General features: G+C 74.1%; 18 protein-coding genes. 11 read left to right on the plus strand and 7 right to left on the minus strand.

The genetic code is table 11. From position 1 onward, the window contains the following. Positions 1-78 precede the first annotated feature (78 nt). Complete coding sequence (locus ABZ449_RS07450) at positions 79-402, plus strand: hypothetical protein (RefSeq protein ID WP_360341704.1); 324 nt, start codon at positions 79-81, stop codon at positions 400-402. Here the strand turns inward: ABZ449_RS07450 and ABZ449_RS07455 are convergent. Beyond that, a complete protein-coding gene (locus tag ABZ449_RS07455) occupies positions 304-1,563 on the minus strand; it encodes an AI-2E family transporter (protein WP_360341707.1) in 1,260 nt (419 codons plus the stop codon). The genes ABZ449_RS07450 and ABZ449_RS07455 overlap by 99 nt on opposite strands. Before the next feature lie 254 nt (positions 1,564-1,817). Between ABZ449_RS07455 and ABZ449_RS07460 the strand changes: the two genes are divergently transcribed. After that, the gene (locus ABZ449_RS07460) at positions 1,818-2,054 is read left to right on the plus strand and encodes a DUF6296 family protein (RefSeq protein ID WP_360341710.1); all 237 of its coding nucleotides are present in this window, start codon (positions 1,818-1,820) and stop codon (positions 2,052-2,054) included. Positions 2,055-2,131: 77 nt separating this feature from the next. Here the strand turns inward: ABZ449_RS07460 and ABZ449_RS07465 are convergent, their stop codons facing one another. Next, the gene (locus ABZ449_RS07465; protein WP_360341713.1) at positions 2,132-2,356 is read right to left on the minus strand and encodes a hypothetical protein; all 225 of its coding nucleotides are present in this window, start codon (positions 2,354-2,356) and stop codon (positions 2,132-2,134) included. 435 nt (positions 2,357-2,791) lie between these two features. Here ABZ449_RS07465 and ABZ449_RS07470 point away from each other — a divergent pair, with 435 nt between their 5' ends. After that, positions 2,792-4,774 carry a LamG-like jellyroll fold domain-containing protein gene (locus ABZ449_RS07470; protein ID WP_360341716.1) on the plus strand — a complete coding sequence of 661 codons (1,983 nt, stop codon included), beginning with the start codon at positions 2,792-2,794 and terminating at the stop codon, positions 4,772-4,774. 140 nt (positions 4,775-4,914) lie between these two features. Here the strand turns inward: ABZ449_RS07470 and ABZ449_RS07475 are convergent, their stop codons facing one another. Beyond that, positions 4,915-5,589, minus strand: coding sequence for a TetR/AcrR family transcriptional regulator C-terminal domain-containing protein (locus ABZ449_RS07475; protein WP_360341719.1), 675 nt, complete (start codon positions 5,587-5,589; stop codon positions 4,915-4,917). An 85-nt stretch (positions 5,590-5,674) separates the two neighbouring features. Here ABZ449_RS07475 and ABZ449_RS07480 point away from each other — a divergent pair, with 85 nt between their 5' ends. Further along, positions 5,675-7,078 carry an FAD-dependent monooxygenase gene (locus ABZ449_RS07480; RefSeq protein WP_360342023.1) on the plus strand — a complete coding sequence of 468 codons (1,404 nt, stop codon included), beginning with the start codon at positions 5,675-5,677 and terminating at the stop codon, positions 7,076-7,078. A 146-nt stretch (positions 7,079-7,224) separates the two neighbouring features. Here the strand turns inward: ABZ449_RS07480 and ABZ449_RS07485 are convergent, their stop codons facing one another. Both ABZ449_RS07485 and ABZ449_RS07490 read right to left on the minus strand, forming a co-directional pair. Further along, the gene (locus ABZ449_RS07485; RefSeq protein WP_360341722.1) at positions 7,225-7,410 is read right to left on the minus strand and encodes a hypothetical protein; all 186 of its coding nucleotides are present in this window, start codon (positions 7,408-7,410) and stop codon (positions 7,225-7,227) included. A gap of 11 nt (positions 7,411-7,421) precedes the next feature. Beyond that, positions 7,422-8,060 carry an SRPBCC family protein gene (locus tag ABZ449_RS07490; RefSeq protein ID WP_360341725.1) on the minus strand — a complete coding sequence of 213 codons (639 nt, stop codon included), beginning with the start codon at positions 8,058-8,060 and terminating at the stop codon, positions 7,422-7,424. A 174-nt stretch (positions 8,061-8,234) separates the two neighbouring features. Between ABZ449_RS07490 and ABZ449_RS07495 the strand changes: the two genes are divergently transcribed. The 3 genes from ABZ449_RS07495 (at position 8,235) to ABZ449_RS07505 (ending at position 11,393) form a co-directional block, all read left to right on the plus strand. After that, positions 8,235-8,897: a TetR/AcrR family transcriptional regulator gene (locus ABZ449_RS07495; RefSeq protein ID WP_360341728.1), complete on the plus strand. Its 663-nt coding sequence runs from the start codon at positions 8,235-8,237 to the stop codon at positions 8,895-8,897. 650 nt (positions 8,898-9,547) lie between these two features. Further along, complete coding sequence (locus ABZ449_RS07500; protein ID WP_360341731.1) at positions 9,548-11,071, plus strand: threonine/serine exporter family protein; 1,524 nt, start codon at positions 9,548-9,550, stop codon at positions 11,069-11,071. 166 nt (positions 11,072-11,237) lie between these two features. Next, positions 11,238-11,393 (plus strand): DUF6131 family protein, encoded by a 156-nt coding sequence (locus ABZ449_RS07505; RefSeq protein WP_360341733.1) that lies wholly within the window; start codon positions 11,238-11,240, stop codon positions 11,391-11,393. A 62-nt stretch (positions 11,394-11,455) separates the two neighbouring features. Here the strand turns inward: ABZ449_RS07505 and ABZ449_RS07510 are convergent, their stop codons facing one another. After that, complete coding sequence (locus ABZ449_RS07510; protein ID WP_360341736.1) at positions 11,456-11,797, minus strand: hypothetical protein; 342 nt, start codon at positions 11,795-11,797, stop codon at positions 11,456-11,458. A gap of 233 nt (positions 11,798-12,030) precedes the next feature. On the opposite strand from ABZ449_RS07510, the gene ABZ449_RS07515 reads away from it, so the two are divergent. The 3 genes from ABZ449_RS07515 to ABZ449_RS07525 all read left to right on the plus strand — a co-directional run bounded on the left by ABZ449_RS07515 (position 12,031) and on the right by ABZ449_RS07525 (position 14,958). Beyond that, positions 12,031-12,672 carry an L-threonylcarbamoyladenylate synthase gene (locus ABZ449_RS07515; protein WP_360341739.1) on the plus strand — a complete coding sequence of 214 codons (642 nt, stop codon included), beginning with the start codon at positions 12,031-12,033 and terminating at the stop codon, positions 12,670-12,672. A 178-nt stretch (positions 12,673-12,850) separates the two neighbouring features. Beyond that, positions 12,851-14,566, plus strand: a complete 1,716-nt coding sequence (gene ctaD, locus ABZ449_RS07520; protein WP_360341742.1) for a cytochrome c oxidase subunit I — start codon at positions 12,851-12,853, stop codon at positions 14,564-14,566. Then, on the plus strand, positions 14,563-14,958 hold the full coding sequence (locus tag ABZ449_RS07525) for a cytochrome c oxidase subunit 4 (RefSeq protein ID WP_360341745.1): 396 nt from the start codon (positions 14,563-14,565) through the stop codon (positions 14,956-14,958). The genes ctaD and ABZ449_RS07525 overlap by 4 nt, the downstream gene beginning before the upstream one ends. On the opposite strand, the gene ABZ449_RS07530 is transcribed toward ABZ449_RS07525, so the two are convergent. Next, positions 14,924-16,549 carry a cytochrome bc complex cytochrome b subunit gene (locus ABZ449_RS07530; RefSeq protein WP_360342026.1) on the minus strand — a complete coding sequence of 542 codons (1,626 nt, stop codon included), beginning with the start codon at positions 16,547-16,549 and terminating at the stop codon, positions 14,924-14,926. The genes ABZ449_RS07525 and ABZ449_RS07530 overlap by 35 nt on opposite strands. A 265-nt stretch (positions 16,550-16,814) precedes the next feature. Here ABZ449_RS07530 and ABZ449_RS07535 point away from each other — a divergent pair, with 265 nt between their 5' ends. Then, positions 16,815-17,399: a hypothetical protein gene (locus ABZ449_RS07535; RefSeq protein ID WP_360341748.1), complete on the plus strand. Its 585-nt coding sequence runs from the start codon at positions 16,815-16,817 to the stop codon at positions 17,397-17,399. Positions 17,400-17,431 lie beyond the last annotated feature (32 nt).

Consider the following 17,431-nt stretch of genomic DNA (forward strand, 5'->3'; position numbering starts at 1 on the left):
GTCCGGGCCGCCCGACCGGTGTTACGGAACGCCCGGGACGGGCAGCCGCCTATCTGTCGGGGGCCGGAGGTGACGGCCATGGACGGGCCCGGGCTCTCCCGCCGGGAGCTGCGGATCCTGGTGGAGATCGAGGACGACCTGCGCACGGACGGCCGGCTCGACCGCGCGATGCGCACCATGCGGCGCGGGCCGGGCTGCCTGCTGGACCGCGCCCTGGGCCTCGCCGTGCGGGTGCCGGCCGCCGTGCTGTCGGTGCTGCTGGCGCTGTCGGCCGGCCTGCTGCTGGTCGCCGCCGACGTGCACTCACCCGCCGTGCCGGCCCTCTTCGCCCTGGTCTGGGCGCCGACCTTCCTCCTGTCGGTGACCAGACCGATCGCCCGCCGCAGGGGGCTGCGGCCCTGAGCGGTCGGGCGAGCCACGGGAGCGCAGCTCGCCGAGCACGGCCCAGCCGACCGACACCACCGGCACCGCCACCACCGCGCCCAGGACCCCGGCCAGCACGGCGCCGCCGGCCACCGACAGGGCGATGGCCACCGGGTGGATGCGGACGGACCAGCCGAGCACCAGCGGATGCAGCAGATGGCCCTCGATCTGGCCGATGACCACGATCAGGGCGAGCACCAGCAGTGCGATCACCGGCCCGCGGGCGGCGAGCGCGACCACGGAGGCGATCGCCAGGGCGATCGGGGAACCGATCAGCGGGACGAGCGTCGCCACGAACTCCAGCACCATCAGCGGCATGACCAGCGGCACCCGCAGGACGGCCAGCGCGATGCCCACCAGCACGGCGTTGGAGGCCGCCACGATCAGCACCCCCCGGGTGTAGCCCGCGAAGGTGCGCCAGGCGGCGCGACCGGCACCGTCCCAGGACGATCGGCTCCGCGCGGGCAGCTGCCGCTGCGCCCAGGACCACATCCGGTCGCCGGAGTGCAGGAAGAACACCGAGCAGAAGACGGCCAGCGCCAGCCCGGTGACCAGCTCGACGATCCGGCCGGCGCCGCTGAGCGCGGTGCTGACCAGGGTGGAGCGGTGGGCCGAGACGAAATCGCCGATCTTGGCCCGCAGGTCCGTGACGGTGCCGGGCCGCAGGTGGAAGGGGGCGCCGGTGAGCCAGTGGTCGATCCGGGAGAGCCCGCCGCGCAGCTCGTTGCCCAGCTTGGTCCACTCGTCGGCGACGGTCGTACCGACCAGGGCCAGCACCCCGCCGATGAGCGCGACGGTGCAGAGCAAGGCGATCAGGACGGCCAGCGAGCGCGGGGTGGCGCGGGCGAGCAGATCGACCGGCGGGCGCAGCACGGAGGTGATGACCAGGGCCACGAACAGGGCGACGACCACGAGCTGGAGCCGGGCGAGGACGTCGACGACCAGGTAGGCGAAGAGCCCGAGCAGCGCCAGCCGCCAGATGTACCCGGCGGCGGTCCGCAGCCCTGCGGGGACGCGCTCCCCGGACGGAGACGGGCCCCGGCGCGGCGACCCCGTCCGCGACCGGCGGGCCGACACCCGGGGACGGCGGCTGCCCAGCGGCACGGGCCGCCGGTCCGGCTCGGCGCCGTTCACTCCCACGGGGCGGTCTCCTCGGGCTCGGCCGGGTGTCCTCTCGGGCCACGATGACTCGTGGCGCGACGGTTCGCTCGGTGGTGCCGGCGGTTCCGGCCGTCCGGGCAGCGGGATGTCCGGCCCGTCCGGGTGTGGACGCGCGGCTCCTGGGCAGACGCGCAAGGATGGCGGTCATCCCCGGGAGGAGATCGGTCCTCCGTGTACAAGCGGTTGGATGTGGGGAGAATCGATGACGCAGGTGGGGAGAGAAGGAGGCAGCCATGAGAAGCCTCACGCGCCGCTACGCGGTGACGCTCCCCGGCCCGATCGGCGGGCACGCTCCGCTGTGCGTGGTCGTCGTGCACGAGACGCAGATCGTGGGGCCCGACGGCGGCATGGTCTGGGAGAGTGCGGACGGCGACCTGCGGGTGGAGATCACCGGTGAGGTGGCCACCGTCCTGGAGGCCCGCGGAACCGACAGCCGGCACCCGTGCCTGATGGCGGTGCCGCTGCCCTGAGCACGCGGCCGGGCCGCGTGCCGGAACGAGGGCGACGGAAGAGAGAGGGCGACGAGGGCGCAAGCCGTATCGGAGGGTCACCGCGCGCTGGCGGCCAGGGCCTCGCGCACGGTGATCAGGCAGGGGTCGCAGTACCGGTCCGGCCCGGCCGCACCGGTACCGTCCGCTGCGGGGACGACGCGCTGGGAGGGTTCCAGGAACCGCCCGCAGAGCGAGGACGTCGCGTCGTCCTTCGCCACCACGTGCCACACCACCGCGGGCGGGGACACCGCCGGGTCGTGCTCGGCCCACATCTCGTACACGGCGCTACCTCCGGATCGCAGGGGCTCGGTGACTCCATGCAAACCCGGGGTCTGCCGAACGGCCACCGGGCCAGACCCGGTGGGATGGTTGTGGTCCGGTGATGCTTGGACGCGTCCGGTCCGGTGATGGTCGGACGCGTCCGGTCCGGTGATGCTTGGACGCGTCCGGTCCGGTGATGGTCGGGCGCGTCCGGCCCGGAGACGGTCGGGCGCCTCGCCGAGTTCCTTCCGGTGAGAACCGGTCCGGCACCGGCACACGCCTGCCGGCACACGCCCGCCCGCCCGTGCTCGCTCGTACGCGCCCGCGGGCGCTCACCCGTGCTGTGTCGACGACCGCCGGATTCGGCCGCTGTTCAGCGGGGCGTGGTCCGGCCGATGATCCACGACCGCTCCCGGCGCCTACCGTCAGGGCCCACACCACTTCCGGGAGCGAACATGCACGACATCCAGGCGACCGAGCACGAGTGCGGCTGCCCGCGGACCGCCGACCTCGACGGGGAGGGGCCGGCCGCGGCCAGCCGGCGCCGGTTCCTGCGCGGGGCCGGGCTGGTGGGCGCCGGGGTCGGCACCGCCGGTCTCGGCCTGCTCGGTGCGGTGCCCGCGCCGGCGGCCGGGCCCGAACAGGTTGCCGGGGCCGACGGGAAGCCGAAGAAGGGCAAGGGGAAGGGCCGTTGGCAGCCCGACCCGGACGCCCGGCAGTTCACCGTCGTGGTCATGCCGGACACCCAGTACCTGTTCGACCAGGACCGGATCCACCCGGCGCCGCTGGAGGCCTCGGTCCGCTACGTGCTGGACGGCGGGGTCAACCGGGAGGACGGGACGGACGACAACATCGTCTTCCTGTCCCACCTCGGGGACGTCACCGAGAACGGGCTGGCCGTCGAATTCGCCGCCGTCACCAAGGTGTTCGGTCTGCTGGACGACGCGGGCGCGGCCTACGGCGTGCTCGCCGGCAACCACGACGTCCGCTCCTCGACAGACGACCAGCGCGGCAGCACCCCGTACCTGGAGACCTTCAGCAAGGCCAGGGCCGCCCGCACCGCCGGGTACCGCGGCTCCAGCCCGGACGGCTACAACACCTGCCACGTGTTCCGGGCGGCCGGCCGCGACTGGATGGTGCTCTCCCTGGACTGGCGGCTCTCCGACGCGGGCTTCGCCTGGGCGAACGGGGTGATCGCGGCCCACCCCGAGGTCCCGGTGATCCTGACCACCCACGACCTGGCGTACGCCGACGACAGCGGCCGCGCCGAGCTGTCGGACAACGGGAAGCGGCTTTGGGAGCGGCTGATCGACGGCAACGACCAGATCTTCCTGACCGTCAACGGGCACTACTGGCCGCCCGGGCGCACCGTGCTGGAGAACAGGGCCGGCCACGACGTGCACGTCCACATCACCAACTACCAGGACCGTTACTACGGCGGCGCGGCGATGATCCGGGCGTACCGCTTCGACCTCGACCGCGACACCGTCGACGTGTCGACCTTCTCGCCGTGGATCCAGCAGATCGCGGCCGAGGAACGCAACGCGCTGGCGGCCCAGCAGGTCGAGCTGACCTCGGACGTGGACCGCTTCTCGCTCGCGATCGACTTCGAGCGCCGGTTCGCCGGCTTCGCGCCCGTCCCGCAGCGCACGGCGCGCCGGGCGAGTGAGCTGCTGGTGCGCGACACGCTGGCCTACTGGCGGTTCGACGGCGGCGGCGGGGACGGCGCGGCCGTCTCCCCGCAGCAGGTCGTCAAGGATCTGAGCGGGCAGGGCAACGACCTGCTCTGGCAGGGCGCCCCGGGCACGCCGGAGGGCTCGCTCAGCTGGTCCGCCGAGCACCACCCGGACCAGCCGGGCCACGGCAGCCTGCTGTTCAGGGGCACCCGATCGCCGGTGCGCGGCGGCTACCTCCAGACCGTGTCCACCGCGCCGCTGAACCGGGAGACCTTCGAGCGCGGGTTCACCGTCGAGGCCTTCTTCAAGCTGCCCGCCGACTGGGACTCCGCACAGAGCCGCTGGTCCGCCCTGCTCAGCCGGTGGGGGACGAGTGGCGAGGCGGGCAGGAGCGGGCCCGGGACGGACGCCGACGAGCCGGTCGTCACGCTCAGCGTCTCCGAGGCGCCGGCCCTCCAGTGGTGCGTCTACCCGCTCAACCAGACCGGGGCGTCGACCTGTTGGGGCCACCAGCTGCCGCTGGACCGGTGGTGGCACGTCGCGGTGGTCAACGACGGGAAGCTCAGCCGGATGTACGTCGAGGGCTGCGAGGTGGCGCGCAACCCGGCGACGCCCGCGGTCGGGCTGACCACCCTGGGGCGGCCGTGGATGCTGGGCGGGTACGCGTACGCGGGGGTGCTGGACAAGGTCTTCCACGGGTACGTCGGGGACGTCCGGATCGTGCGGCGGGCGCTGCGCGTGGGGGAGTTCATGACCGCCTGACCGCGCCCCACCGCACTTTTCGACCTCCCGGAGCAACGGACACCGCCGGGCCCTGGCACGGGCCCGGCGGTGCCGCTTCGGCGCCGGCGAGCGGGGCCGTCAGCCGAGCAGGGTGGCCTCGACCCCGGCGAGCGGGGCCGTCAGCCGAGCAGGGTGGCCTCGACCCCGGCGAGCACCGCCGCCAGGCCCTGTTCGAAGCCCTCGTCGAAGTCCTGGAACATCACCCGGCCCGACTCGGCGGCCAGCGGGTGGGCGGCCAGGCGTTCGGCGCGGGCGTCCACGTCGTAGCCCTCGTCGCCGTCGAAGGGGTTGGGGCCCATCGCCTGCTCCTCGACGACGTAGCCGATGGTGTAGCTGTAGGCGGTGTGCCAGGCCCGGGTGGCGGCCGTCGGGGTGAAGCCGGCCTCGACCAGCAGGCGCAGCGAGGCGTCCAGGCCCGCCGCGTAGCTGGTGTCGGTGAACCTGGCCCCGCTGTAGACCTTGGCGCCGTCGCGGTAGCGCAGCAGCTCGGCGCGCAGGGTGCGCATCGTCCTCAGATAGCCCTCCCGCCAGTCGCCCGGGGTCGGGTCGGCGTCGGCCCGGGCGGCCGCGCCTGCCGCCGCCCGGGCCGTCATGCGGCGCATCATCTCGGTCGCCATCTCGTCGAGCAGCGCCTGCTTGTCCTTGAAGTGCCAGTACAGCGCGGGTGCCTTCACGTCGAGCCGGGCGGCGATGGCGCGCAGCGTCAGGCCGTCCAGGCCGGCCTCGTTCAGCAGGTTCAGCGCGGTGTCGACGACCTGGGCTCGGTCGAGCTTGGGGGTTCTCTGCGGGGTCACGGTTGACAGTTTAACGCCGTTAAGTGCAGGCTGTCGGCAACGGCTGCTTAACAACGTTAAGGAGGTTGCCGTGGCTTCTCGCGGCATGCACACGGACGTCCTGGTCGTCGGTGCCGGGCCCACCGGACTCGCCCTCGGGCTGGACCTCGCCCGGCACGGCGTCGCCGCGCTCGTGGTCGAGCGCGGCACGGAACTCTTCCCCGGCTCGCGCGGCAAGGGCATCCAGCCGCGCACGCTGGAGGTGCTCGACGACTTCGGCGTGCTCGACCGGGTCCGTGCGGTGGCGGGACAGTACCCGCCCACCCTGGCCTGGCGGGACGGCGAGCCCCAGGAGGAAGGCCGGATGTACGACGCGACCGAGCCCTCCGAGGCCGAGCCGTACACCGGGACGCTGATGCTGCCCCAGTGGCGCACCCAGCAGGTGCTGTACGGGCGGCTGCGCGAGCTGGGCGGCGAGGTCGCGTTCGGGCGGGAGCTGGTCGGCCTGGCGCAGGACGAGGAGGGCGTGACCGCCGAGTTCGCGGCGGGCGGCCCGGTCCGGGCGCGGTACGTCGTCGCGGCGGACGGAGGGCGCTCGACGGTGCGGCGGCTGCTCGGCATCGGGATGACCGGCGAGACCGTCGACCCGGACCCGATGCTCGTCGCGGACGTCCGGATCGACGGCCTCGGGCGCGAGCACTGGCACGTGTTCCGCTCCGAGGAGGGCCTGCTGGCGATCTGCCCGCTCGGCGGCACCGAGGACTTCCAACTGGTCGCCCAGTTCCCGGAGGGCACGGCCGTCGATCTCACGCTCGACGGACTGCGCAAGGCGGTCGCGGCCCGCTCCCACCTGACCGCCGAACAGGTCACCGAACTGCGCTGGATCTCCGAGTTCCGCCCGCGCGCGGCCCTCGCGGACAGCTTCCGCGCGGGCCGGGTGTTCCTCGCGGGCGACGCCGCGCACGTCCACTCGCCGGCCGGCGGACAGGGCCTGAACACCAGCGTCCAGGACGCCTACAACCTGGGCTGGAAGCTGGCCGCGGTGCTGGCCGGACGGGCGGGGCGGGACCTGCTCGACAGCTACGAGGAGGAGCGCCGCGCCAACGCGGCGGCGATGCTCGAGCTGTCCACCAGGGTCCACCGCGGCGAGCAGCGCCGCGGCCGGGCGACCCAGCAACTCGGCCTCGGCTACCGGGAGTCCGCGCTCTCGGTGGAGACCCGACCGGACCTCCCGGCGGACGCCCTGCGGGCCGGCGACCGCGCCCCGGACGGCCGCCGGGGCGGGATCCGGCTGTTCGACGCCTTCCGCGGACCGCACTGGACGCTGCTCGCCGTCGGCACGGACGCGCCGCTGCCCGCCGTCACCGTCCCGGTGGTCCGCATCCCGGCCTACGAGGCGTACGGCACCGGCGTGTTCCTGGTCCGGCCGGACGGCCACGTCGGCTGGGCCGGCGCGACGGCCGACGGCCTCGCGCAGTACGCGGGCCGGCAGGGGCTGCTCGCCCCCTGAACGGGTGCCTCGGTGTCCGTCGGCCGGCGGACGGGTGGCCGCCGCGACCGGAACGGTCGGGCCCGGCACATCCCGCGGCCCCGCGGCCCCGCGGCCCCGCGGTGAGCGGGCCGGCGGTCATGGCACGGGCCGCGCGCGGCGGTCGCTCAGTCCGGCGGCTCGTGCGGGTCCGGATCGTGGGCGGGCTCGGTGGTCTCGTACCCGGGGCCGTCCTGCGGCCCCTTCTCCACCTCGTGCGCGGGAGGCGGGGTGCCCTCGCCGGTCATCCGGGACTCGGGGGTCTCGACCTGGACCGGAGGGTCCCTGGGGACGGGTTCGTGCTGGTCGTTCATGGGATCCCGGGCTACCGGGCGGGGGGCTCGGCGGCGGTCTTCAGGTCGTGCAGCCAGCCTTCGAGGCCCCGGCGGAGGAGGTCGGTTGCGGCCGGGACGTTCGCGTCGACCTGGGGGCCGGTGTGGGTCTCCTCGGTGCGCACCAGGACCCCGCCGGGCACCTCGGTGAAGGTCCACACGTGCACGCCTTCGATCCGCAGCCCGGTCGCGACCGCCGGGCCGGTCCAGCGGATGCAGGAGCCGGCTCGCAGCTGCCGGACGGTGGAGGTGATCTCCAGGACGGGGTCGCTGGACGCCGGGTTCGGGGGCAGCGGGGTGGTCCAGTGGAACGCCGAACCCGGGCGCAGCGGGCCGCTGTCGAGGCGCTCGGCGCTCCGCACCGGGGCCTGCCAGTCGGGCCAGCGCTCCACGTCGGTCTGGAGCCGCCAGACGGTCCGCAGCGGCGCGTGGATCAGGGCCTCGGTCCGGTAGCGGACGCGGGCCTCGGGGTCGACGCCCGCCCCGCGGCAGGAGAGCGAGGACCCGGGCCGGGCGGCGGGGGCGGCCCCGGCCGGCGTGGCGGCGGCGAGCAGGCCGAGGGCGAGCGGGACGGCCAGGAGGGCGCTGCGGATGCCGGTGCCGCGGGTGGCCCCGCTACGGGTGGCGGGCATGGAACTCCCCATTCACTGGTCGGCCGTCGGGCGGCCACGGTCGCCGCGAGCTAGATGCTCACGCCTTCGTTATAAGTTGTAACTCCCCGAAGCCTGAGGGGTCAACAGGTTGCGTGATACCTTCTAACGGAAGCGTGAATATGTAGTCGGCCGACTCGGGGAGCGGGGCGAACCATGGCGAGGACGGGCGCGGACACCCCGCGCGAGCGCTACCGGGCCCAGGTGCGCGAGGAGATCAAGGCGCACGCCTGGGAGCAGATCGCCACGGCCGGCGCCTCGGCGCTCTCCGTCAACGCGATCGCCAGGCGGATGGGGCTGAGCGGCCCCGCGCTCTACCGCTACTTCGCCGGCCGCGACGAGCTGATCGCCGAACTCGTCCGGGACGCCTACCGCAGCCTCGCCGACACCCTCCGCGCGGCCGCCGCCGAGGGCGCCGGTCTGGCCGGGCTCGCCCGCACCCTGCGCGCGTGGGCGCTGGCCGACCCCCAGCGGTACTTCCTGATCTACGGCACCCCCGTGCCCGGCTACCGGGCGCCCGAGGACACCACCGCCATCGCCGACGAGGTGATGCGGACCCTGGTCGACGCCTGCGCGGCGCTCGCCCCGGCCGGGCCGGCGACCCCGGAGGCGCCGTTCGCCACCCATCTGCTGGGCCACCGGGACTGGGCGGGCGAGCAGTCGGCCCCGCCCGAGGTGCTCCACCGCTTCCTGGCCTTCTGGACCCGTCTGCACGGCGTGCTGTCGCTGGAGCTCGCCGGGCACTTCACCGGCATGGGCTTCCGGCCCGAGCTGCTCTTCGAAGCCGAGCTGGAGAGCCTGCTGGCACCGCGCTTCTGACCGGGCGCCGCCGACGACCGCCGGCATCACCGTGCGCAGTGGCCGCCGTGGTGTCAGGCCTGCCCGGGGTGGGGCTGCGGAAGCGGCGGCGGACCGGAGTCGGGGAACGGCTCGGGCGGCGGGAACGGGGGGATCGGGGGCGGTGCGGGATCGGGCCCGTCCGGTCCCGGTGCGGGGTCGGGGCGCGGAATCGGCCGGGTGTCCGGATCCGGGGGCATCGGGACGGTCATCGGGGCACCTCCTCGGGTGGCGAACTCCGCTCGGCGGCCGAGCGTGCGGGCCGGCCGACGCCTGTTCCTCGTGCGGCGGCCTTCGGTGCCGTGCTGCCCGGCCTCGTCGTCCGGCCGGTCACGGGGCGGACCCCGGGAGCTCCTTCGGGCGCGCTGTCGGAGTGCTCGCACCGCCGCGTGTACCCGCGGGCGCCGCCGCGAATCCGCCGGTCGGGGGCGTCGCGCGGCCCGCCCGGGAGCACTGCCGGCCGGCCGGCTCCCGCCCCCGAGGTCGGCACGCGCGGGGCGATGGGGCGTGTACGGCGGGTCGTGCTCCGGTTCGGACGGGTGTGCCGGGTGTGGCGCGTTCGCCGCAGCGTCACTCCGGGTAGTTGAACGCCTGCACGTTGTTGACGGAGGGGGTGGGGTCAGGGAGTCGCGATGACGGAACACGAGCAGCTCGGCGCGCCCGCCGGCCCGGAAGGGCGGCCCACCCGGCCCGAACGGGTGCCGCCCCAGGCGCCCCCGCCCGGGCGGCCCCGGCCGAGCGCCCGGCCCGGACCGGACGGCGACGGCACCGCGGCCCCCTGGCCCGACATGATGCTGCCGCTGCTGCGCACCCCGACGGCCGACCGGCAGCCCGCGTCGGAGGTGGTCGGCGCGGAGCCTCCGGCAGGCGTCGAGCCGGCGCAGGTGCTGGAGCTCGCCCTGCTGGTCGGCGAGCTGCTGCTGGCCAGCGGTGAGGCCGCGGAGGACGTCGAGGCCGCCATGCTCGCGGTCGCGCACGCCTACCGGCTCCATCCGTGCGATCCGCAGGTCACCTTCACCCGGGTGGCGATCTCGTACCAGCCCGGCCCGGCGGAGCCCTCGCTGACGGCGGAGTGCTCGGTCCGCCGCCCGGCCGTCGACTACGCGCGGCTGGCCGCCGTGTTCCGGCTGGTCATCGAGATAACCGTGCGCGGGATGGCCGTCCCCGAGGCCCACGACCGGCTGGTGGCGGCCCGCCGGCACAGCCGCCGCTACTCCGGCCGGCTGTTCGTGCTCTGCTGCGGGGGGATGGCCGGGGCCGCCACGCTGCTGATCGGCGGCCGGGCCGACGCCCGGGCCTGGCTGGTGTTCGCCAGCGCCGTCGTCGCCGCGCTGACGGGCGAGCGGCTCTCGGCGCTGGTGGCGCGCCACGACCTCCCGGCCTTCTACCAGTTCGTGGTGGCGGCGGTGCCGGCGGCCGTGATCGGCATCCTGCTGTCGTTCAACGGGCTGCACCTGCGCGGATCGGTGGTGATCACCGGAGGGCTGTACGCGGTGCTGCCGGGGTGGCCCATGGTGGCGGCGGCCCAGGACGGCCTGGCGGGCTTCTACCTCACCGCGGCCGCCCGGCTGCTCGAAGCGCTGTACCTGATGGCCGGCGTGGTGATCGGGGTGATGACGGTCCTCTACGTCGGCGTCAACAACGGCGCCGATCTCGCCGCCCAGGACGTCCCGCCCGGGGCGGTGAACCCCCCGCTGCAGCTCGCCGCCGCGGTGCTGCTGACCCTGGCGTTCGCGGTGCTGCTGAACACCGAGCCGGGCACGCTGCCGGCGGTCCTGCTGAACAGCGCGGCCGGTTGGACCACGTACGGGGTGCTGGTGAACGCGGGCGGCGAGCCGATCCTGGCCACCGGCCTGGCGGCGGGGCTGGTGGGGCTGTCCGGTCAGCTCATGGCGCGTTGCCGGGGCAGCTCGGCGCTGCCGCACATCACCGCCGCGCTGGGGCCGCTGCTGCCCGGATCGGTGCTGTACTTCGGGATGCTCGCCTTCGTGCGGGGCGAGCCCGAGGTCGGACTGAGCGGCATCGGGCGGGCCGGCGCGATGGCCATGGCCCTCGCCATCGGCGTCAACCTGGGCCGCGAGCTGGCCCGGCTCTTCCTGCCCGCGCCCCGGGTGGCCGCACCGCGCCGCCGCCGGCGCGGCCGCCACCGGCGCTGACGGGGGAGCGGCGGACCGGGTTTGCCCCGGCGGCGGCGCGGTACACGCGCGGGGTGTGGAGAACGGGCCGGACAAGGCCGGTCCCGCTTTCCCGGGGAGGTCCCGACGGGTACGAGCCGGCGAGGCCGCCCCGTCGAACAACCACCCGTCAACCCTGGAGATCCTCGTGATAGTCCTCGGTGTCATCCTGCTCGTCATCGGTTTCGTCACCGGCATCTCGTTCCTGTGGACCATCGGCTTCGTGCTGGTCGCCATCGGTCTGGTCCTGTGGGTCGCCGGAGTTCTCGGGCACGCCGTCGGCGGCCGCCGCCACTACTACTGACACGCGCCTGACCGCTGTTCAGCGCCGTGCGCCGGCCGTTCGACCCACGTTGGCCGCCCCGCTCAGGGGCGGTCCTCGTGCAGTCCGCAGAGCCAGGCCAGTGCCCGGTGGACCCCGAGCACGTAGCCGTGGTCCGACCCCTGGGCACGGACCCGGTGGAGCTGGACGGCGGCGGCCTGGCACTCGGCCAGCAGCTGGGCGTGGCACGGACCGGTGGCGCCGGCCGTGGCGGCGGCGGTGACCGGGGCCGCGACCTGGGCGCCGGCGGCCCACCGGTAGGCGCCGAGCACGCCGTGCTCGAAGCCGCCCCAGGGCCGCGGGCGCCGGTTGACCTTGTCGATCGCGGCGAACACCTCGTCCAGCGGGCGCACTCCCACGGCCGGGACGGTCTCGTCACTGGTCATGTCCGCAACCTACGTCCGCCCGTGACCGCCCGCCCCCGGGGGCGACGGCGGGTACGGCGCCGCCGCCCCGCGCCACCCGAGCGGCCCAGGCCGCCGAGCAGCCCACCGTGCCCGGCCCAGCCCGGCCCGGCCGCGGGACCGGGACGGGTAGGCTGACCAGGACGTGTCCGGTCGGAGAGGTGACCGGGCCGGAGGAACGGTGCGGGCCGGCGGCCCGCCGGTGGAGACCCCTGATGACTCGTCGTTTTGACTGCTCGAACCCGTCCGAGCGCGCAGCCGGGCTGCGCGAGGCCGTGGCGGCGGTGCGCCGCGGTGAGCTGGTCGTGCTTCCCACGGACACCGTGTACGGCGTGGGCGCCGACGCCTTCTCGCCGGAGGCGGTCGACCGCCTGCTGCGGGCCAAGGGCCGGGGCCGGAACATGCCCTCGCCGGTACTGGTCGGCTCCCCCGAGGCGCTGGACGGGCTGGTCGAGGTGACGGAGCGCGCGCGACAGCTGGTCAAGGAGTTCTGGCCGGGCGGGCTGACGGTGGTCGCCCGCCACCTGGCGTCGGTCGAGCTGGACCTCGGCGAGACCAACGGGACGGTCGCGGTGCGGATGCCCGCGCACCCGGTCGCCATCGAACTGCTCAATGCCACCGGGCCGTTGGCCGTCTCCAGCGCGAACCTGACCGGATACGAGTCGCCGCAGGACTGCGACGCCGCCCAGGGCATGCTCGGCGACTCGGTGGCCGTCTACCTCGACGGGGGCCCGACCGCGGCCGCCGTGCCCTCCTCGATCGTGGACGTCACCGGCGAGGTGCCGGTCCTGCTGCGGGCGGGCGCGATCGGCGCCGAGCGCCTGCGCGAGGTGGTCCCCGACCTGCGGGAGCGCTGAGCCGACAGCCCCCGGACGGAGCGCCACCCGGTCGCAGGGCCGTACCGCGTGGCGCCCCGGCGGCCGGGGCCGCCGCCGCTAGGGTCGGCGATGGCGTGCGAGGGCGGGCCCTCCGCCGGGCCGGGGAGGGGAGCGGCGCCGCGACCGGGGGCGTCACCGGCTCCGCTGCGGAGGTTCCATGAACGCTTCGTCCACCGCGCCGCCCCGGGCGCAGGATCGCACCGGGGCACGCGTCCGGCAGGGCAGCACGCTGCTGCGCTGGCTGTTCACCACGGACCACAAGGTCATCGGGAACCTCTACCTGGTGACGGCCTTCGGCTTCTTCCTGGTAGCGGGCGCGCTCGCGCTGCTGATGCGGGCGCAGCTGATGGGGCCGGACACCGGGCTGCTGTCGAACGAGCAGTACAACCAGCTGTTCACCATGCACGGCACGATCATGCTGCTGCTGTTCGCCACCCCGACCTTCGCCGGGTTCGCCAACGCGATCATGCCCCTGCAGATCGGCTCGCCGGACGTCGCCTTCCCCCGGCTGAACGCCTTCACCTACTGGGCCTTCCTGCTGGGCGGGCTGATGGTGCTGAGCGGCTTCCTCACCACCCAGGGCGCGCCCTCGTTCGGCTGGTTCGCGTACGCGCCGCTGAACGGGCCGGTGTACTCGCCCGGGGCGGGCGGGGACCTGTGGGCGCTCGGCCTGGTGGTGGCCGGCCTCGGCACCATCCTGGGATCGGTCAACTTCATCACCACCATCACCTGCCTGCGGGCGCCGGGCATGACGCTGTTCCGGATGCCGATCTTCACCTGGAACGTGCTGTTCACCTCCGTCATGGTGCTGCTGGCCTTCCCGGTGCTGACCGCCGCGCTGCTCTGCCTGGAGGCGGACCGCAAGTTCGGTGCGCACGCCTTCGACGCGGCCGACGGCGGGGCCCTGCTGTGGCAGCACCTGTTCTGGTTCTTCGGCCATCCGGAGGTCTACATCGTCGCGATCCCGTTCTTCGGCATCGTCAGCGAGATCATCCCGGTGTTCAGCCGCAAGCCGCTGTTCGGCTACTACGGGATGATCGGGGCGACCATCGCCATCACCGCGCTGTCCATGTCGGTGTGGGCGCACCACATGTTCGCCACCGGCCAGGTGCTGCTGCCGTTCTTCTCGATGATGTCCTTCCTGATCGCGGTGCCCACCGGGGTGAAGTTCTTCAACTGGGTCGGGACGATGTGGAACGGTTCGCTGTCCTTCGAGACCCCGATGCTCTGGTCGATCGGCTTCATGGTGACCTTCCTGTTCGGCGGGCTGAGCGGGGTGCTGCTGGCCGCGCCGCCGATCGACTTCCACGTCACCGACAGCTACTTCGTGGTGGCGCACCTGCACTACGTGCTGTTCGGCACGGTCGTCTTCGCCACCTTCGGAGGCTTCTACTTCTGGTGGCCGAAGCTCACCGGGAAGATGCTCGACGAGAAGCTGGGCAAGGTCCACTTCTGGATCCTGTTCGTGGGCTTCCAGACCACCTTCCTGGTGATGCACTGGCTGGGCGCCCAGGGGATGCCACGCCGCTACGCGACCTACCTGCCGGTGGACGACTTCACCGCCCTGAACGTGTGCGCCTCGATCGGCTCGTTCCTGCTCGGCGTCTCCAACCTGCCGTTCTTCTACAACGTCTGGAGGACCACCAGGTACGGCGAGAAGGTCGCCGAGGACGACCCGTGGGGCTGGGGCCGGTCGCTGGAGTGGGCGACGTCCAGTCCGCCGCCGTCGCACAACTTCCACGCGCTGCCCCGGATCCGCTCCGAGTCGCCGGCCTTCGACCTGCACCATCCGGAGGTGCCGCCGGAGGAGTCGTCGGGCGGTGGCCCCGGTGTCCCGCGGGGCCGCACCGGGGAGCGGGGGAGCGGGCGGTGAAGGCGGAGGGGTGGCTGTTCGCCGTCATGACGGTGTTCTTCGCGGTGACCGGGCTGGTCTACGGCTTCTGGGCCCAGGAACCCGCCGGGAAGGCGATCCTGACGGTGGCGTTCCTGATGTCCGGCCTGGTCGCGCTGTTCTGGTTCGTCCAGCACCAGCGGCTGGGCGGCGGCCGGGCGCAGGACCGCAAGGAGGCCGAGATCGCGGAGGCCGCCGGGCCGGTGGGGTTCTTCCCCGCCCGCAGCGGCTACCCCGTCCTCGCGGCGGTCGGCGTGACGGTCTTCGCCCTGGGCCTGGTCTTCGCCCGGTGGCTGATCGTGGTCGGCGCCCTGGTGCTCGCCCTCGCCGTCGCCGGCTTCATCTTCCAGTACCGCGACCACGGCGCGGGCTGAGCCGGCGCAGCAACCGCCGGAGCGGGCCGCCCCGGGCGGGTTCGGGCGCCCGGACGACAGGGGCGACGGGGTGGGCCGGGGCGGCGAGGACGGCCACCATCTGCTCCGACTCCCGCTCGGTGGAAGGGAGTTCGACCCGGTCGCGGTGGAACCAGGAGCTCGCCGCGGCCCGCACCCGCTCGTGCCGCGCCGCCCCCTCGGGGGCCGTGACCGGCTCCGCCGCGGAGCGGGCCAGCAGCACGTACCGCTCGGCCTCCGGCACCGGGCGCTGGTGGCCGGAGAAGCCGCCGTCCAACGACTGGTCGATCCGGCCGGTCTCGTCGCCGTCCAGCAGCCGGTCGCGGTCCCGGGCCTGCAGGGCCAGGCAGAGGCGACGGGTGAGCACGAAGACCACCGGCGGCAGCACGATCAGCGCCGTCCGCAGCACCACGGTCAGCGCGTTGACGGAGACTCCGAAGGCGTACGCGATCACGTCGTTGCCGCCGGCGATCAGCAGCACCGCGTAGACGGTGACCCCGGCGGTGCCCAGCCCGGTGCGGGTGGGCCGGTTGCGCGGGCGGTCGCACAGGTGGTGCTCGCCGGTGTCGGGATCGAGCCACCGCTCGACGAAGGGGTAGGCGTACAGCGCCGCGAACAGCAGGCCGGGTACCACCAGGGCGGGCAGCAGCACGTTCCACGACACGGTGTGCCCGAGCACCCTGGTCTCCGCGGCCGGCATCAGCCGCAGCGCCCCCTCGATGAAGCCGATGTACCAGTCCGGCTGCGCGCCCGTCGCGACCACGTCGGGGCGGTAGGATCCGTACCGCCAGATCGGGTTGACCTCGGCGAGGAACGCCGACAGCGCCATCACGCCGCCCACCGCGAACATCAGGCCCACCGTGCGGGTGAGGAACTGGGGGAAGAACGGCATCCCCACCACGTTGCGGTTGGTGCGGCCGGGGGCGGCCCAGTGGGTGTGCTTCAGCACCACCACCAGCGTCAGGTGCGCGCCGACCAGGGCCAGCAGCAGGCCGGGGACCAGCAGGACGTGCAGGGTGAACAGCCGGGGGATGATCTCGTGGCCGGGGAATTCGCCGCCGAAGGCGAACAGGGTGAGGTAGCTGCCGACCAGCGGCACCGAGAGCAGGACGCCCTCGGCGATCCGCAGGCCGGTGCCGGAGAGGGTGTCGTCCGGCAGGGAGTAGCCGGAGAACCCCTCCAGCAGCGCGAGGTTGAACAGCGTCACCCCGATCACCCAGTTGAGCTCGCGCGGGCGGCGGAACGCCCCGGTGAAGAACACCCGCAGCAGGTGCACGCCGATCGCGGAGACGAACAACAGCGCCGACCAGTGGTGAATCTGACGGATCATCAGTCCACCCCGAACCTCGAAGCTGATGTCCAGGGTGGACGCGTACGCCTCGGACACCCGTACGCCGCCGAGCGGCAGGTAGGCCCCCTGGTAGACGACCTCGTTCATGCTCGGCCGGAAGAAGAGCGTCAGGTAGACGCCGGTCAGCAGCAGCACCACGAAGCTGTACAGCGCGAGTTCGCCGAGCAGGAAGGACCAGTGGTCCGGGAAGACCTTGCGCAGCAGCTCCCGGCCTCCCTCCATGACCGGCAGCCGTGCGTCCAGGCGGGTCGCGACGCGCTCGCCGGCGGACGGCTCGCGCCCGTTCGAAGCCCTGGTTTCGTCCACGGCAGGAACCTAGTGGGCCTCATGGCGCGCAGGGCGGCCGAGCACCTCGGTTGCCGCGGCGGGCGCCGGCAGAGCACTCCAACGGCGGAACGGGCGCGGAGCCGTGGTACCCCTGGTGCGAGCGTGCGGGCCTCCGGTGAAGGGGGTGGCGCGGAGCGGTCGCCGGGGGCATCATCGCGGGATGGCGAAGATCAGGATCCGGCGGGGGCGCCTCGGCATCGCGGCACTGGCGGCACTCGCCGTGCTGGCGGCGGGGTGCGGGACGAAGCACGTGGACACCGTCGAGGACACGGCCGGCGCCACGCCGACGACGGCCGCGACCACGGCGCAGGGCAGGCCGGTCGACTTCCCCTGCCCCGGCGAGACCCCCACCCCGACACCCACCCGCCCGGTGAGCCCCACCGCCGCGCCCGTACTGCCGCCCGACCACTACGCCGAGAACCACGGCTTCAAGGTGCCCCTCCCGCTGCACGGCCAGAGCCGCTGCGACGGACTGGCGGCCGTGCGGCGCGTCAAGGAGGCACTCGAACCGCTGCGCATGGGCAACGACTACACCCCGGAGAGCACCCGCGTCCGGCTCACCGGCCTCGGCTACCCGGCGGACAAGGTGCAGGTGCAGGGGATCGGGCGGACCACGGTCGGCTTCACCATCGAGGCCACTGGGATCTGCCTCACCGGGACGATGATTCCCGACTCCACCAGGGCCGAGGCCTTCGGCGGCTACCCGGACGGCCGCGGTTGCGAGGAGCCCCGGGGCGGCCACTGACGCCCGACGCCCGGGCGGTGCCGGGCGGTTCA

This window comes from Kitasatospora sp. NPDC005856, assembly GCF_040629945.1.
Classification (GTDB): Bacteria; Actinomycetota; Actinomycetes; order Streptomycetales; family Streptomycetaceae; genus Kitasatospora.